The sequence below is a fragment of the Ruegeria sp. C12 genome, assembly GCF_056537745.1.
In genome coordinates this window covers 101,629-116,366 of the sequence record NZ_JBQFSA010000008.1, presented here as the reverse complement: position 1 = coordinate 116,366, position 14,738 = coordinate 101,629, and the positions used below count along the sequence as shown (strand labels likewise).

Below are 14,738 nucleotides of genomic sequence, written 5' to 3'. Positions count from 1 at the left end.
ACCTCGGAACACGCCAGACAGGTCAGGCGATCTGCGACAAAGCCGCAGGGTCAGGGGTGAAACAAGGACCCCACCAGATAGGCAATAAGTGCCGCCACGCCGCCGATCAGCAGCGTCTCCAAGCCCGAACGCCACCACGGGGCCAGCGACCAGCGGCTTTTCAGCGCTCCGATGGCGAAAAAGACGCCCATCGTCATCCACGCCGAAACAGCGAAGGCGTTGTTCAGCGACACCAGAAACGGCAACAAAGGGATCATCCCGGCCACCAGAAAGGCAAAGAACGTGGCAAGAGCGGCCTTCATCGGGTGCGGATCGACACTGCCCAGCCCATATTCGCCTTCGATCATCAGGTCTATCCAGCTTTCGTGGTTCGAGGTTATGGCCGCGGTCGCATCCTCCAGCACGGGCCCCGATAGACCCTTCTGCGCCAGAATCGCGCGCACCTCGTCGCGTTCGCCTTGTGGGTAAAGGGCGATGTGGCGTTCCTCGATGGCGCGGATCCGCTTGATGTTGTCCAGTTCCGCCTTGGTGCCCGAGTAGTTGCCCGCCGCCATGGAAAACCCATCGGCCAGAACATTCGCCAACCCTAGCGCCACGATGACAAAGGACGACAACCCTGCCCCCGCAACACCTGCCACGATGGCGAAGGTGGTGACCGAACCGTCGATACCGCCATAGACCACATCGCGCAGAACGCCGCGCCCGGGCGGGGTATTGATCCGCTGGGCGATCTCCTGCTGGCTGTGACCGTGATCTGTCATGGCTGGCCCTCCGTCACATTCAGTGTGACGAATGGCTGGCAGGTGCGCTTTGCGTCAGATCAACCCTTGGAAAACAGACCCTTCAAGGCGCGTTTGATCACGGCCCTGGTCGACGGTTTGTGACGATCCGAGAACGGCAAGGGTCTGCACACCTCCATCGCGGCAACGCCAACCCGGGCGCTGAGTGCGCCGTTCACCAGCCCCTCACCAAACCGGCGGGACAGTTTGCTGAGGACCGAGCCGCCCAAAACCGGCTCCAACAAATCGTCGCCCACTGCGACTGCGCCGGTTGCGACCAGATGAACAAAAACGGCGCGGGTCAGACGCCAACTGCCCAGAAACCCGGCCCGCCCGCCATAGATTTCCGCTATCCGCCGGATCATCCGCAGCGAGGCGGCCAAAGCCGTCACCACATCCGCCAGCGCCAGCGGCACCAAAGCGGTCACAGTCGCCACCTGCCGGGCAGCCGCCTCAACCTCGCGGCTGGCGGCAGCGTCCAGAGGGGCCAGAATTTCATCTTCGGCTAAACCCAGAAGGCCTGAGGCGTCAAATTGCTCGGGCATTCGTTCGGACAGGCGGTCGCGGCCCCATTGGGTCTCATGCCGACCTTTGTAGAAGGCGATCAGGCGAGACGTAACAGCACGGGCCTTGGCAAGATCGGCGTCGGCCAGCGCTTCATCCGCAGCGCGGCGCAGCCCGTCGACACGGGACAGACGGCCAATCGCCGCCAACTCCCGGATTGCGATGATCAGCGCGACAAAAACCAGCGCCGCGATCAATCCGGTGACGATCCACCCCAGCACAGGCGCGCGGGCGACCAGCGAGGTGGCGAAATCCCATGCGGCGACCGAGATCGCAGCGCCAACAACCGCCAGCGCCAAGCCCCAGAACCACCGCGACAGGGCCGAGGGCTTGCGGGCAGCAATTCGGGCCGCGCTTTGCATCGCCTGACCCTGAGGCTGCGCAAGGTCCGGCACCGGCGGGGCCATGGCCACGTCGGCGGCGGGCGCATCTTCCTCGAGATCGATCAGTACCGGGCCTTTAGCCATGTGCTGCACTTTCGATACGCCAGACATATTTGATGTCCGGCAGGTTTTCATCATTGTCGGCCCCGTCGCTGCGGGCAACCTCGGCAAAGCCATGACGTTCGTAGAACCTGCACGCGTCGGTATTGGCCTGAAAGGCAAAGAGGCTGAGTTGCGGGTGTCGCGCCTTGGCATGGTCGAGCAACTGCGCCCCGATCCCCTGCCCGCGCGCAGAGGCCGTCAGGTACAGCGAATGAATATCCGATCCATTCAACGCCAGAAACCCAACCACCCCATCCGAGGTTTCAGCCACCGTGACCCAGCCCTGATCAATCATGCGACCGCAAAAGGCGATGGTTTCGGCGCAGCTATGCAGTTCCGGCATCCAGTCGTTTTCGCGGGCAAACCCGTGCAGGATTTCCCCGGTCGTTCCGGCATCGGTGCTGCGGGCCGGGCGCAAAGTGACCATCACAACCGGTCTCCGATCAGGAACTGCGCGGCCCGGTCCAGCCGGATATGCGGTGGGCCATCGCCGGGGCGTAGGGTCAGATGCGCCGGAGCGAACCTCATGAAGCCAAAATCATCGCCCAGCCAAGTCTCGGCCCCGTTCCGGGCCGGGCCCAGCAAGTGGGCCGGATCGTCCGGCAGCTCACCGGGGTAAAACGCCGCCTGCTTGCCACTGTCCTGCAACGTGCCGCGCACGCAGGGCAATTCGACCCCGTCATGGCTGCGCATCTCTTCGGTTGTGGCCCGCAGCGAGGCCAGCGACAGCGCCGCTGTTTCGGCCCCCGCAAAGCTTGCCCGGTCGCGCGCCTCACGTGTCAGCGCCTCCATGATCGCGGTCAGGCGGGGGTGCTGCGTGTGATGCAGGTGATCGGCCTTGGTGGCGGCGAACAGGATGCGTTCGACCCGTTTGCCCAGCAGCAACTGGCTGAGCCACGCGTTACGGCCCGGACGGAAAGCCGACAGGATATCGCCCATGGCCCGGCGCATATCCTCGACCGCTTGCGGGCCTTTGTGGATCGCGCCCAGCGCATCGACCAGAACCAACTGCCGATCAATGCGCGAGAAGTGGTCGCGGAAGAACGGCTTTACTACCTGCGCCTTGTAGGCCTCATACCGCCGCTCCATCTCGCGCTGGAGGGTACGGCGGCGCGAGGGCTCGGACACCGGCAATGGCGCGAAGGTCAGAACCGGAGAGCCTGCCAGATCGCCCGGCAGCAGGAACCGCCCCGGCGTACAGTCGTAGAACCCGACCTCGCGTGCCTGATTCAGATAGGTGGTAAATGCGGAAGACAGGGCCTGCGCGGTCGGTTCGTCATGAATGGCTGTCAGATCGGTTGCGCGGGCTTGTTTCAGAAACTCTGCCGCGTCAGGTCGGTTTTCGATGCGCGAGAGGGTCTCGCGCGACCAATCCTCATAGGATTTGTCCAACAGCGCGAGGTCCAGTAGCCATTCACCCGGATAGTCCACGATGTCCAGATGCACGGTGCGCGGCCCCTGTAGACCGGCCAGCAACCCGGCAGGACGTGCCTTGAAAGACAAGCGCAACTCGGACACGGCGCGGGTGCTGTCGGGCCAGTGTGGTTGAGGGCCAGTCAGGTCGGAGAGGTGCGATTCATAGTCAAATCGGGGGACGATGTCGTCAGGTTGCGGTTGCAGATAAGCGGCGTTGATCCGGCCTTCCTGCTGCGCGACAAGGCCGCTCATGCGGCCCCGGTCAAGCAGGTTTGCCACCAGCGAGGTGATGAAAACCGTCTTGCCAGATCGCGCCAGACCGGTGACGCCCAGACGGATGACCGGCTCGAAAAATGTCTCGGACACGCTGTCGCCAATGGTTTCGACGCCGCGCACAAGACTGTCTGCCAGGGATGAGATGACCAAACTGTCGCCCCGCAATTATCGTTTTGCCCAAGATAGGTAGCCGCCTTCGGACATGCCAGTGCTTTCGCCCCCTTGCCCGTTTGCGCGCCGCACGCTACCAGCGGCGCATGCCCAGATATGCGTTGAAAGTCGAATACCAGGGGGAACCGTTTGCCGGTTGGCAGCGGCAGAAGGACTTGCCGTCGGTACAGGGTGCCATCGAGTACGCCTTGTCCCGCATTCAACCGGGCGATCACACCATTGCCGCCGCCGGGCGTACCGATGCGGGCGTGCATGCGCTGGGGCAAGTGGCCCATTGCGATCTGATCAAGGATTGGGATCCGTTCCGCCTGTCCGAGGCGCTGAACTATCACCTCAAGCCGCAACCGGTGGCCATTGTGCAGGCCGCGCAGGTCGCGGACGACTGGCATGCGCGGTTCACGGCGGTCGAACGCCAATACCTGTTCCGCATCCTGATGCGCCGTGCGCCCGCGACCCATGACAAGGGGCAGGTCTGGCGCGTCAATCATAAACTGGATGTCGATGCCATGCAGAAGGGTGCCGACATGCTGATCGGGCGGCATGACTTCACCACGTTCCGCTCGTCGATCTGTCAGGCGGCCAGCCCGGTCAAAACTCTGGATGAGTTGCGGGTCGAGCGGGTTCAGGGCTTTTCCGGCCCCGAGGTTCATTTCCACGTCCGCGCCCGGTCCTTCCTGCACAATCAGGTGCGCAGTTTCGTCGGCACGCTGGAACGCGTTGGCGCGGGCTCGTGGTCACCCGAGGACGTGCGCGATGCGTTGCAGGCCACCGACCGGGCGGCCTGTGGGCCTGTATGCCCGCCGCAAGGGCTGTATCTGGCGCGGGTCGGCTACCCCGAGCCGGTCTTCGACTGACCTAGATCGCGCGCAACAGCAGACCACCGGCTATAACCGCGATCACCAGCCCCGCCACCAGTTCGATGGTCGGTGCCAGAACGGAGGCGAACCGGGTGGCCGAGGCCGAAGCAAGCAGCCCGCCGCGCAGCCCAAATGACGTCCAGCCGACCAAGGTAGTAACCAGTGCCGTGCCCAGCGCCATCGAGAAGGCTCCGGCGATACCGACCATCGCAATACCCATCTGCCAGGTCAGAATCAGCACGAAAAGCGCGCCGGTACAGGGGCGCGCGGCAATACCTGCGATCAGGATGATCGCCTCGCGCAGACTGCCGACATTGGCGACTTCTTCCGCGCTGGGGCCGTGGCGGTGGCCGCAATCCGAACAGACCTCGCCCTCGTGGTGATGATGGTGGTGGTGATCATGGGCATGGGAAGGCTTGGCGTCGTTACGGGACCGCCTGACAAAGCTACGCACCCCCCGAAAAACCAGCCACAGGCCAATCGCTGCAATCGCCGCGTAGCTGATGGGGGCCATTACCTGCTCGGTCGTGCCTACCAAGGTCTCGCGCGACAGCTGAAAGACCAGCACTCCGGCATAGACCAGAACAACCGCCGTCACCGCCTGACCAAGACTGGACAGCACACTGATCGCGGACAAGCGCCAGAACGCGACGCGGCGGCCCAGACCGTACCCTCCGATCAGGACCTTGCCGTGACCGGGACCGATCGCGTGAAAGAACCCGTAGGCGAAACAAACGGTCAGCAGCGTTGCCACGGCTTGCGGCTGCTCGGCCCGCGCTGCCCGCAAGGCCCGTGCGATCTGGTTCTGAAACTCGCGCTGCTCACCCGCGGCCCAGGCGGCGAGGCTGTCAAAGCCACCGCTTCCCCAGAACCAGGCCAACAGGCCAAAGGCGATGGCAACCGGAACGATCAGGTATTTGGACATGACACGAGGATCTCAGTCGCGAAGTTCTCGCCCACCAGAGGGATGTCGTTTTCCTCCAGATCGTAATCCGCATCCAATGTCAGCAGAAACGCCCGCATCTGCGCCAACTGACCATCGATATCGGGATCGACACGCTCGATAAAACATGTGGACGGGCCGGACACGGTCACGGGCCGGTTGACTTCGTATGCGGTATAGTAGGTCTCATCAAACGGTTTGGCCGACAAGGCGTAAGCTGGCACGGCACCCCCTTCGACCTCGCGCAGATGCGTGGTCACGACGCGCCCGTTCTCGGCTGTCGCGTGGGGTTCCAGCGGACCGGACAGCTTGACCGGCGCACCACCGGCAGTCACGACCAGATCGCCGTTGTAGCCTTCGACCCATTGCGCGTCGAACCCGGTCAGATACGCCTCTTCGCTTTCTGTCAGAACGCCATCTGCGTCCTGATCCAGCTTCAAATCCTCCAGAACCAGCAGCGAGTAGAATTCGTCATACGCCCAGGTCACGCGCACATGGGTCAGGTTGCCTGCTTCGTCCACGATGAACTCCAGCCCGGTGTCAATGAAGACATGCGGGTGGGCCAGCGCGGGGATCGGCAGGCAGCAAGTCAGAATGGGTATCAGCCAACGCATGCCGGCAAGATAGGGCGGCAACACCGCAGCGGCAATGCGTTTCCCGGCTTCACCGCAGAAACCGGCCGAGCGCATCATGTGGGTGGGAACAGAACCAACGTTTGCAGCGCTGTCCCCACTGGCCCTTCGGCATCATACAGAACCGATTGCGACATGCCGACGCCCGAAGGTTGCCAGTGCGAGATCGAGTCGGCTGCCAACCATTCCGAGACAGGCTCGCGATGGATGTTCACCGTCAGATCGGTGTTCATGAACCCCATTTCCGCCGTTGGCGCATTCCACGAGATACCGTTGCCGCAATCGGCCAGCGGGCAAAGCGACTGGATCGGCGATTGCACCTCACCCTCCAACAGGTTCGGCGTGCGCATCCAGATGGCTTTCGGCCCGGCCCCCTGTTTGCCCCCTGCCGGGTATCTGATGTCGCTGTAATGGGCAAATCCCGGAAGGTCGTGGCGCAGTTCACCGATCGGGAAAGGCCCATCAACCGCATCTTCGAACCGCAGCTGAGTGACGTGGACATTGGGCACTGTGCCCAGATCACGACGCGCCAGATGCATGGTTGTCGCCGTAGCGCACAGGGTGTCGTCCAGATCGTGCACCGTCACCCGCGTGGTGGCTAGCGTTTTGGTGTGCCGTGTAGTCTCTGCCGCCACCCGCAAGCCCGACAGGGGCAGAGGGCGCAGCAGATCAACCGTCAGACGGGTCAGCATCTTCTCGGGCCCAACCTCGGTTTCAGCAGCGCGCACGATCAGGCCGCTGACGGGCCCCGCGTGACAATGATCGGCTGACCAGGGGCCGCGCGCCGGGTCGTTGCCGACAAAAGCCCCATCTTCTCGCTGATGAAAATAGGCGAGATTGTCGAATTCGTACCTGGTCATGCGGTGCGTCAGACCTTTTCCTGCGTGTGTTTCTTCAATTCGGCCCGCGCGACCTGACGACGGTGAACCGCGTCTGGTCCGTCGGCCAGTCGCAGGGTTCGCACATGAGTCCAGGCGGTGGCCAGTGGTGTGTCCTGACTGACCCCTTGCCCGCCGAACATCTGCACCGCCTCGTCGATCACCTTCAGCGCGACCCGAGGCGCAACCACCTTGATCTGGCTGATCCACGGGGCCGCGGCCCGCGCATCGCCCTGATCCATGTACCACGCCGCTTTCAGACACAGCAGGCGGGCCATCTCGATCTCCATCCGGCATTCGGCGATGATGTCGTAATTGGCACCCAGCTGCGCCAGCTTCTTGCCGAACGCCTCACGCTGCATGGAACGCTTGCACATCTGCTCCAGTGCGCTTTCCGCCTGACCGATTGCGCGCATGCAATGGTGAATGCGCCCCGGCCCCAAGCGGCCCTGCGCAATCTCGAACCCGCGGCCTTCGCCCAAGAGGATATTCTCTGCGGGCACGCGCACGTCGGTAAACCGAATATGCATATGGCCGTGCGGCGCGTCGTCGTGGCCGTAGACCTGCATGGGTCGCAGAACCTCGATCCCGGGCGTATCGGCGGGCACCACGATCATCGACTGGCGCTTGTGCTTGGGCTGATCCTCGCCGCCGGTTTTGACCATCACGATATAGACCTTGCAGCGCGGATCGCCCGCGCCGGATGACCACCATTTCTCGCCATTCAGGACATAGTCATCGCCGTCCCGCACGCAGGACATCGACACATTGGTCGCATCGGATGAAGCCACATCCGGTTCGGTCATCAGATAGGCCGAGCGGATCTGGCCGTCGAGCAGTGGCTTCAACCACTGTTGTTTCATCGCCTCGGTGCCGTAACGCTCGAACACTTCCATATTGCCGGTGTCGGGGGCGGAACAGTTGAACACCTCGGCCCCAAGGGGGGTCTTGCCCATCTCTTCGGCGAAATAAGCATATTCAACCGTGGTCAGCCCGAACCCTTTGTCGCTGTCGGTCAGCCAGAAATTCCACAGACCGGCGGCCTTGGCTTTGGCTTTCAGCCCCTCAAGGATTTCGGCCTGGCGTTCGGTATATTGCCAGCGGTCGTCCTTGTTGATCTCGGCCTGGTATTCTTCTTCCAGCGGCATGATCTCATCCCGGACCATGTCGGCGACACGTTGCAAAAGGGCGCGGTTTTCCTCGCGCAAACCAAATGACATATTCATGAAATTCCCTCCTGCCGGGTGAAATCCGGGCTGTACCTTACGGACCGAGGATGGCTTAACTGTTGCGACTCTGTCCAGTTGCGTGACGGAACGTCACCACGTTCAATTTCAAGGGAAGGAACCGCCCATGGCGCTGTTGATAGACACCGGCCTGACCAACTGGATCAGCGATGCGGACATCGCCAATGACATCCGGTCCGCGATCCCCGGTGCCGATATTCGCACGCCGGACGCAATCGGCAACGCCGATGAGATCACGATGGTTGCGGTCGTGGGCCTGAAAGACGACCACCTGCACCAGCTGCCGAACCTGAAACTGGTGCAAAAGCTTGGGGCGGGCGTAGAAACGATTGTCGGCAATCCCAACCTGCCGGATCACATGCGGGTTGCGCGCCTGAAACCGGATGCACCGGCACAAGGCATTGCCGAATGGTTCGTCGCCTACATTCTGCGCGCCCAGCGTCACATGGCATTTCACGAAGCCGCGCAGGCCCGTGCTGAATGGCTGCCCAAGGAACCAACCTTCACGCCCCATACAACCGTCGGCGTTCTGGGTCTGGGTCATATCGGGGACCGCACGGCGCGAATGCTGCGCGCTGTCGGGTTTCAGGTTCTGGGCTGGAGCCGGTCGCCTAAGCAGATCGAGGGCGTCACCTGCGTGCACGGCGACGATGCCTTGCCCGGTCTGCTGGGGCAGTGCGATCATGTCTGCGCCATCCTGCCCTCGACCCCGCAAACGGTGGGTCTGTTCGACGCGCAGATGCTGGCGACTATGAAACCCGGCAGTCAGCTATTGAACGCCGGTCGCGGCGATCTGATTGACGAGGGTGCGCTGATTGCCGCGCTGGATCAGGGCACGCCCGGCCATGCAATTCTGGATGTGACGTGTCACGAGCCGCTGCCAGCCGACAACCCGCTTTGGCAGCACCCAAGCGTGACGATCACGCCCCATGTGTCCGGTTGGCATCTGGGCGATGCGCTGTCGGATGTGGCAGAAAACTTCCAGCGGCTGACAACCGGCGCGCCACTTCTGAATGAGGTCGACAGGGCGCGCGGTTACTAGCGCAATCAGGGCGCCATCACCCAGTTGCCGCCCGCGTCCTTGCATTGACGGGTTCTGACCCCGCGCGAGGCCTCTTTGCCTTCGGGCTGAATGTCGTGTTGCAGCCGGACGCAATTGCCTTCGACCGCATCAATCCGGATTGTCCCCTTTGATCCGGTCTCGACATTGCTCCACCCGATCTCCTTGCCGACGCTGGGCGTGCCGTCGGTCAGCAAGCTGCGCGAGGCTTTGTTTGCCACCTCGAAATCCGCAGGCGAAAGCCCCATTTCGGCGATGATTCGGGACAATGGTTTGGCCGAGGCGGTCGTCGTAACGCCTGCCATGCTAAGTAGTGCCAATGCGAAAAAGACCCGGGCTTTCATTTCTGCCTCGCTGAACTGAAATCAATTTTGACTTCAAGGATATACCTGCGCGGGGGCGTGGCCAACCCCTATGGCGGCGACCTTCAAATTATCCCGAACAAACCTATCGCAAGCCCAGCGCTAGAGGCCGCACCCGGTTTGGTCACATAGTGCAACGCAAACGAACCCGAGGCACATGATGACACAACCAACCTATTTTTCGCCCCTCGGCGGGCACCCCGGCCAGGACCAGCTTTTGACCGACCGGGCGGTGTTCACAGATGCATATGCCGTCATTCCCAAGGGCACGATGCGCGACATCGTGACCAGCTACCTGCCGTTTTGGGAGGGCACGCGCCTGTGGGTCCTGTCCCGTCCGCTCAGCGGCTTTGCCGAGACGTTTTCGCAATACATTATGGAGGTTCAGCCCGGCGGCGGCAGCGATCAGCCTGAAACAGACCCGCGCGCTCAGGCCGTTCTGTTTGTGGTTGAGGGGGCCGTGCATCTGACGTTGAACGGAACGGAATATAATTTGGATACAGGGGGGTACGCCTATATCCCACCCGGCGCGGACTGGACGTTGCACAACCGATCCGACGCCGTGGCGCGGTTTCACTGGGTTCGCAAGGCCTATGAGGCCGTGAACGGGCTGCCCGTCCCCGACCCGATCATCACCAATGAACGAGACGTGACGCCGATCGAGATGCCCGGAACCGAAGGGCGCTGGTCCACAACGCGCTTTGCCAACCCGCAGGACTTGCGTCACGACATGCATGTCAACATCGTCAATTTCGAACCCGGCGGCGTGATCCCCTTTGCTGAAACCCATGTGATGGAACACGGGCTTTACGTGCTGGAAGGCAAGGCCGTCTACCGGCTCAATCAGGATTGGGTTGAGGTTGAGGCAGGCGATTACATGTGGCTACGCGCCTTTTGCCCGCAGGCCTGTTACGCGGGTGGACCGGGGCGTTTCCGGTATCTTCTGTACAAAGATGTGAACCGGCATATGCCGTTATCCTTGCCCCGCTAAACCCGGTTTCATCGCCTTTTACCCCTGCAGGGGTTCACAGCGGCCCCGGAATTTGCTGAAATCCCAGCAAATTCCATTGTTTGAGTATTGGAGACTGGCTGATGAAACTGCGTACCCCCCTGATGGCTCTGGCCGCATGCGCCATGGTGGCCGCAACCTTGTCCACGCCGGTCGCTGCCAAGGATGAGACCAAATCGGTCTTTGTCATGAGCCGCACATGGGCCGTGACCAAAGTCTCGGACGAGCCGGTCATCTACCGTGCCACCCGCGACAACAACAACCTCAACCCGTTCGGCCCGCCCCCGCGCCTGCGCACCCTGCAGGCCATCGCGGCGATCCAGCAGGCAACCGGATGCAAACCGATCGTGGCCAGCATGTATCAGAACATCTCGGGGCAGTTCTTCTCGCAGGTCAGTTGCGGTTGAAATTGGTACAATACTTTCGTTGAGATCGCCTGATCTGCCTGCCATAGCTTGCGCATGAAACTCGCGATCAACGGATTCGGCCGCATTGGCCGCACGATCCTGCGGCAGGTTCTGGCCCAGCCGCAAGGATCAGATATCGAGCTGGTGCTGATCAACGATATCGCACCGCTGGACACCTGTGCCTATCTGTTCAAATACGACAGCACCTTTGGCCCCTATGCCGGGGACGTGTCTGCCGGTGACGAAGCCCTGATCATAGACGGGCGCACGGTGCCGATGACGCACAGTTCCGATCTGGCGAATATCGATCTGTCAGGCGTTGACGTCCTGCTGGATTGCACCGGCATTGCACGCTCATCCGATGTCGCCCGCCGGGGTCTGGCGGCTGGCGCACGCAAGGTGCTGATCTCGGGGCCCTCGCCCGCCGCTGAACTGACGGTGGTTTTGGGTGCCAATGAGGATCAGCTGGGCGATGCCAGCATCGTCTCGAACGCATCCTGCACCACCAATGGCCTCGCGCCGCTGGTTCGGGCACTGGATCAGATCGGCGGCATCGTCTCGGGCCATATGACCACTATCCACTGTTACACCAACAGCCAGCCGATGGTCGACGCGCCGCGCGGCGATCTTGCGCGTTCGCGCGCAGGGGCGCTGTCGATGGTGCCGACCACGTCCAGCGCGACCCACCTGATCGACGTTGTTCTCCCGCATCTGGCCGGACGGATTTCGGGCGCAGCGGTGCGGGTTCCAACCGCCAGCGTTTCGGCGGTGGACCTTGTGGCAACGCTCGGGCGCGGCATGAGCGAACAGGCTTTCGACACCGCGTTTCGCGAAGCGGTCGAGGCTTCGGCGGTTCTTGGCTGGACCGATCTGCCTTTGGTCTCGTCCGATCTGCGATCCCGCCCCGAATCGCTGGTTATCGCAGGCCCCGAGACCCGAGTGGTCGGCAACAATCAGGTCCGTGTCTTCGGCTGGTATGACAATGAATGGGGCTTTTCCGCCCGCATGCTGGACGTGGCCCGTTTGATGGCGACGGGTTGATCCAGACCAACCGCAGCGGGCGGGCCTGCCCGCGCGCTGCCGGGCCCAACGGGTCAGCGCGCATCTTCGATGCGTTCTGACCGGGCGGGAGCCTTCCGGGGTTAGCCCGCGATCACCTCATAGGGGGTGTCGAACCAGAATTCCTCTAGATTTGCACCGCCACCGATGCGATCCACCACGGCAAACAGGCCCGGGCCGTGCAAAGGCGTCAGCACCCCATGCCACGTACCGCGATGATAGTTCACGGCCTGCCCGGCTCGTGTCATGAACGCCCTGGGCCGCCCAGGCTGCCCCCCCTCATCGGGTGCTACGACAACCAGAAACGGCTGATGGGTCATCGGGATAAAGGCCTGACTGCCCTCCGGGTGCCGCTCGACCATATCCAGCGCATATGGCAGCGCGCGCGGGTTGGCGTCGAACAGGCTGATCCCGGCGCGCCCGTCGCTGAAATCCGTCAGCGCCCGATCATGGTACCGCCCGCATTGCCCCTGATTGATGATCTTGTCCGGGTCGCCAGACACTTCAATCACATCACCAAAAGGCGCAAATTGCTCAGCGGTCAGCGGCTCGGCAACGATCCGGCGGCTCATGAGGGCAACACGTCCCGCAGCCGGAATTCGGCGATGCGTTCAACCTGACGGCAGGCCTCGGCAAACTCGGTATCGCGATCCTGTTCAATCCGCCGCTGAAAGGCCGCAAGGATCGAGGCCTTGTCATGATCGCGCACTGCAATGATGAATGGAAATCCGAACGTTTCAGTGTACCGCGTATTCAATTCGGTGAAGGCCGCGCGCTCCTCATCCGTCAGCGCGTCCAACCCGGCCGAGGCCTGCTCGGACGTGCTTTCCTGCGTCAACCGCTTGGCCTGCGCCAGCTTGCCCGCCAGATCAGGATGCGCTGTCAGAACCCCCAACCGCTCGGGCTCAGAGGTCGACCTGAACATCCGCGCCAAGGCGTTGTGCAACCCGCCTGCGGTGTCATGCGCAGGCCCAAGCTCCAGATCATAGGCCCGCTCGGCAATCCAGGCCGAGTGTTCGAAGATGCCGCCATAGGCTTGGACAAACGCATCCCGCCCCATCTGCGATGGCTTCGGATGGGATTGCGGCGGGTGGGTCTGTGCCCAGTGTTCAGCAATCTGCAACCGGGTGGCAAACCACACATCCGAGAAGCTGCGCGCGTATTCCAGAAAACGTTTCAACGCCATGACGCGGCCCGGTCGCCCAATCAAACGACAATGCAACCCGATGGATAGCATCTTGGGCGCCCCCGCCTGCCCTTCCTCATACAATGCGTCGAAACTGTCCTTGAGATAGGAAAAGAACTGATCGCCCGCATTGAACCCTTGCGGCGTGGCAAAGCGCATATCGTTGCAATCCAGCGTGTAGGGCACGATCAGCTGATCCCGACCGTCGATCTGTGTCCAATAGGGCAGATCGTCGTCATAGGTGTCGGCGACATAATCGAACCCGCCCTCTTCGGCCACCAGACGCACCGTGTTCTCGGAACAGCGCCCGGTGTACCAGCCGCGCGGGCGCTCACCGACGACCTCGGTGTGAAGCCGGATCGCCTCGGCAATTTCGGCGCGCTCCTGCGTCTCGGGCATGTCTTTGTGTTCCACCCATTTCAGCCCATGGCTGGCAATCTCCCAACCGGCGTCTTTCATCGCGGCCACCTGATCCGGCGATCGGGCCAAAGCCGACGCCACGCCGTAAACCGTGATCGGCAGGTCCTGCATCAACCGATGCAGCCGCCAGAACCCGGCCCGCGCGCCGTATTCATAGATCGATTCCATGTTCCAATGGCGCTGGCCCGGCCATTGCGCCGCGCCGACGATCTCGGACAGAAACGCCTCGGATGCGGCATCACCGTGCAGAACGCAGTTCTCGCCGCCCTCTTCGTAATTCAGTACGATCTGGACGGCCAGCTTGGCCCCGCCCGGCCATTGCGCCGCTGGCGGGTTGGCACCGTATCCAATCATGTCGCGGGGGTATCGAGGCGGTTGCATGGCGTCTTCCGGTTTTGGATGTTTCGACAGGCTTATCCTAGAAATTCGCCGATGATTATCAAATCAATCCGAACGCTGTTTCCGGTTCTTTCGGCATTTCCCCTGTTTTGATCTTTGCGCCACACTGTGTCACAGCAAAGTGACGTATCTGAGGGAGGCTTTCGTGGCAGGCTATCTGACAACTCATGTTCTGGACACCGCCCGGGGCTGCCCCGCCGCCGGGTTGAAAATCGCGTTGTACAGCGTGTCCGGCAATTCCCATCGCAAGCTGGTCGAGATGGAAACCAATGCCGATGGTCGCACGAACAGCCCGATCCTGCCGCAGGAGACATTCAAGACGGGCACATACGAGCTGATCTTCTTCGCCGGCGATTACCTGCGCGCGACAGGACAAGACGGGGATGACCCTTTGTTTCTGGATCAGGTGCCGATCCGGTTTGGTATGTCCGACCCCGACGCACATTACCACGTGCCCCTGCTGCTTTCCCCTTACGGCTACTCGACCTATCGCGGCAGCTAACCCTCCCGCCGGTCAGAGACCCTTTCAGGGTCCCTTCCCGTTGGGCCCAGCGCCGCGCCCTGCGGGCCCGGCGCGGTTGCGCTTTT

Annotated in this window: 17 protein-coding genes; 6 read left to right on the top strand and 11 right to left on the bottom strand. The window is 62.3% G+C overall.

From position 1 onward, the window contains the following. Positions 1–50: 50 nt before the first annotated feature. Genes ACR0C9_RS16085 through ACR0C9_RS16070 form a run of 4 tightly spaced genes read right to left on the bottom strand, consistent with a single transcriptional unit; the run spans position 51 to position 3,670 of the window. The gene (locus tag ACR0C9_RS16085) at positions 51–761 is read right to left on the bottom strand and encodes a VIT1/CCC1 transporter family protein (protein ID WP_480781456.1); all 711 of its coding nucleotides are present in this window, start codon (positions 759–761) and stop codon (positions 51–53) included. Between the two features lie 59 nt (positions 762–820). After that, on the bottom strand, positions 821–1,810 hold the full coding sequence (locus tag ACR0C9_RS16080; protein ID WP_170454345.1) for a YcjF family protein: 990 nt from the start codon (positions 1,808–1,810) through the stop codon (positions 821–823). Then, on the bottom strand, positions 1,803–2,255 hold the full coding sequence (locus ACR0C9_RS16075; RefSeq protein ID WP_480781549.1) for an N-acetyltransferase family protein: 453 nt from the start codon (positions 2,253–2,255) through the stop codon (positions 1,803–1,805). Before ACR0C9_RS16075 ends, ACR0C9_RS16080 begins: the two co-directional genes overlap by 8 nt. Continuing rightward, positions 2,255–3,670, bottom strand: a complete 1,416-nt coding sequence (locus ACR0C9_RS16070) for a YcjX family GTP-binding protein (protein ID WP_170623779.1) — start codon at positions 3,668–3,670, stop codon at positions 2,255–2,257. Before ACR0C9_RS16070 ends, ACR0C9_RS16075 begins: the two co-directional genes overlap by 1 nt. A gap of 107 nt (positions 3,671–3,777) precedes the next feature. Between ACR0C9_RS16070 and truA the strand changes: the two genes are divergently transcribed. Next, the gene (gene truA / locus ACR0C9_RS16065) at positions 3,778–4,545 is read left to right on the top strand and encodes a tRNA pseudouridine(38-40) synthase TruA (protein ID WP_170623781.1); all 768 of its coding nucleotides are present in this window, start codon (positions 3,778–3,780) and stop codon (positions 4,543–4,545) included. A 1-nt stretch (position 4,546) separates the two neighbouring features. Here the strand turns inward: truA and ACR0C9_RS16060 are convergent, their stop codons facing one another. Genes ACR0C9_RS16060 through ACR0C9_RS16045 form a run of 4 tightly spaced genes read right to left on the bottom strand, consistent with a single transcriptional unit; the run spans position 4,547 to position 8,227 of the window. After that, complete coding sequence (locus tag ACR0C9_RS16060) at positions 4,547–5,473, bottom strand: HoxN/HupN/NixA family nickel/cobalt transporter (RefSeq protein ID WP_170623784.1); 927 nt, start codon at positions 5,471–5,473, stop codon at positions 4,547–4,549. Then, positions 5,458–6,183 (bottom strand): DUF1007 family protein, encoded by a 726-nt coding sequence (locus ACR0C9_RS16055; protein WP_480580163.1) that lies wholly within the window; start codon positions 6,181–6,183, stop codon positions 5,458–5,460. The genes ACR0C9_RS16060 and ACR0C9_RS16055 overlap by 16 nt, the downstream gene beginning before the upstream one ends. Then, positions 6,180–6,983: a thioesterase family protein gene (locus ACR0C9_RS16050; RefSeq protein WP_170623786.1), complete on the bottom strand. Its 804-nt coding sequence runs from the start codon at positions 6,981–6,983 to the stop codon at positions 6,180–6,182. Before ACR0C9_RS16050 ends, ACR0C9_RS16055 begins: the two co-directional genes overlap by 4 nt. Positions 6,984–6,991: 8 nt before the next feature. Next, positions 6,992–8,227: an acyl-CoA dehydrogenase family protein gene (locus tag ACR0C9_RS16045; protein WP_170454357.1), complete on the bottom strand. Its 1,236-nt coding sequence runs from the start codon at positions 8,225–8,227 to the stop codon at positions 6,992–6,994. Positions 8,228–8,354: 127 nt separating this feature from the next. On the opposite strand from ACR0C9_RS16045, the gene ACR0C9_RS16040 reads away from it, so the two are divergent. Then, positions 8,355–9,290 carry a 2-hydroxyacid dehydrogenase gene (locus tag ACR0C9_RS16040; RefSeq protein ID WP_170632835.1) on the top strand — a complete coding sequence of 312 codons (936 nt, stop codon included), beginning with the start codon at positions 8,355–8,357 and terminating at the stop codon, positions 9,288–9,290. A 5-nt stretch (positions 9,291–9,295) separates the two neighbouring features. Here the strand turns inward: ACR0C9_RS16040 and ACR0C9_RS16035 are convergent, their stop codons facing one another. Beyond that, positions 9,296–9,613 carry a hypothetical protein gene (locus ACR0C9_RS16035; RefSeq protein WP_480781455.1) on the bottom strand — a complete coding sequence of 106 codons (318 nt, stop codon included), beginning with the start codon at positions 9,611–9,613 and terminating at the stop codon, positions 9,296–9,298. A gap of 217 nt (positions 9,614–9,830) precedes the next feature. Here ACR0C9_RS16035 and ACR0C9_RS16030 point away from each other — a divergent pair, with 217 nt between their 5' ends. The 3 genes from ACR0C9_RS16030 to ACR0C9_RS16020 all read left to right on the top strand — a co-directional run bounded on the left by ACR0C9_RS16030 (position 9,831) and on the right by ACR0C9_RS16020 (position 12,127). Beyond that, positions 9,831–10,661 (top strand): bifunctional allantoicase/(S)-ureidoglycine aminohydrolase, encoded by an 831-nt coding sequence (locus ACR0C9_RS16030; RefSeq protein ID WP_480781548.1) that lies wholly within the window; start codon positions 9,831–9,833, stop codon positions 10,659–10,661. Positions 10,662–10,762: 101 nt separating this feature from the next. Further along, entirely contained in the window at positions 10,763–11,086 is a 324-nt protein-coding gene (locus tag ACR0C9_RS16025) for a hypothetical protein (RefSeq protein WP_480626831.1), read from the top strand. Positions 11,087–11,140: 54 nt separating this feature from the next. After that, a complete protein-coding gene (locus ACR0C9_RS16020; RefSeq protein WP_480781454.1) occupies positions 11,141–12,127 on the top strand; it encodes a type I glyceraldehyde-3-phosphate dehydrogenase in 987 nt (328 codons plus the stop codon). Between the two features lie 101 nt (positions 12,128–12,228). Here the strand turns inward: ACR0C9_RS16020 and ACR0C9_RS16015 are convergent, their stop codons facing one another. Together ACR0C9_RS16015 and puuE are read right to left on the bottom strand one after the other, a co-directional pair. Next, a complete protein-coding gene (locus tag ACR0C9_RS16015; protein ID WP_480781453.1) occupies positions 12,229–12,717 on the bottom strand; it encodes an ureidoglycolate lyase in 489 nt (162 codons plus the stop codon). Beyond that, positions 12,714–14,132 carry an allantoinase PuuE gene (gene puuE / locus ACR0C9_RS16010; protein WP_170454369.1) on the bottom strand — a complete coding sequence of 473 codons (1,419 nt, stop codon included), beginning with the start codon at positions 14,130–14,132 and terminating at the stop codon, positions 12,714–12,716. The genes ACR0C9_RS16015 and puuE overlap by 4 nt, the downstream gene beginning before the upstream one ends. Positions 14,133–14,295: 163 nt before the next feature. Here puuE and uraH point away from each other — a divergent pair, with 163 nt between their 5' ends. Continuing rightward, on the top strand, positions 14,296–14,652 hold the full coding sequence (uraH, locus tag ACR0C9_RS16005) for a hydroxyisourate hydrolase (protein ID WP_480580137.1): 357 nt from the start codon (positions 14,296–14,298) through the stop codon (positions 14,650–14,652). Positions 14,653–14,738 lie beyond the last annotated feature (86 nt).

Coding starts and splice junctions, on each gene's coding strand:
- ACR0C9_RS16050 (WP_170623786.1), bottom strand. CDS start 6,983: ATGACCAGGTACGAATTCGACAATCTCGCCTATTTTCATCAGCGAGAA.
- ACR0C9_RS16015 (WP_480781453.1), bottom strand. CDS start 12,717: ATGAGCCGCCGGATCGTTGCCGAGCCGCTGACCGCTGAGCAATTTGCG.
- ACR0C9_RS16085 (WP_480781456.1), bottom strand. CDS start 761: ATGACAGATCACGGTCACAGCCAGCAGGAGATCGCCCAGCGGATCAAT.
- puuE (WP_170454369.1), bottom strand. CDS start 14,132: ATGCAACCGCCTCGATACCCCCGCGACATGATTGGATACGGTGCCAAC.
- ACR0C9_RS16025 (WP_480626831.1), top strand. CDS start 10,763: ATGAAACTGCGTACCCCCCTGATGGCTCTGGCCGCATGCGCCATGGTG.
- ACR0C9_RS16060 (WP_170623784.1), bottom strand. CDS start 5,473: ATGTCCAAATACCTGATCGTTCCGGTTGCCATCGCCTTTGGCCTGTTG.
- ACR0C9_RS16030 (WP_480781548.1), top strand. CDS start 9,831: ATGACACAACCAACCTATTTTTCGCCCCTCGGCGGGCACCCCGGCCAG.
- ACR0C9_RS16080 (WP_170454345.1), bottom strand. CDS start 1,810: ATGGCTAAAGGCCCGGTACTGATCGATCTCGAGGAAGATGCGCCCGCC.
- ACR0C9_RS16040 (WP_170632835.1), top strand. CDS start 8,355: ATGGCGCTGTTGATAGACACCGGCCTGACCAACTGGATCAGCGATGCG.
- ACR0C9_RS16055 (WP_480580163.1), bottom strand. CDS start 6,183: ATGATGCGCTCGGCCGGTTTCTGCGGTGAAGCCGGGAAACGCATTGCC.
- ACR0C9_RS16075 (WP_480781549.1), bottom strand. CDS start 2,255: ATGGTCACTTTGCGCCCGGCCCGCAGCACCGATGCCGGAACGACCGGG.
- truA (WP_170623781.1), top strand. CDS start 3,778: ATGCCCAGATATGCGTTGAAAGTCGAATACCAGGGGGAACCGTTTGCC.
- ACR0C9_RS16045 (WP_170454357.1), bottom strand. CDS start 8,227: ATGAATATGTCATTTGGTTTGCGCGAGGAAAACCGCGCCCTTTTGCAA.
- ACR0C9_RS16035 (WP_480781455.1), bottom strand. CDS start 9,613: ATGGCAGGCGTTACGACGACCGCCTCGGCCAAACCATTGTCCCGAATC.
- ACR0C9_RS16020 (WP_480781454.1), top strand. CDS start 11,141: ATGAAACTCGCGATCAACGGATTCGGCCGCATTGGCCGCACGATCCTG.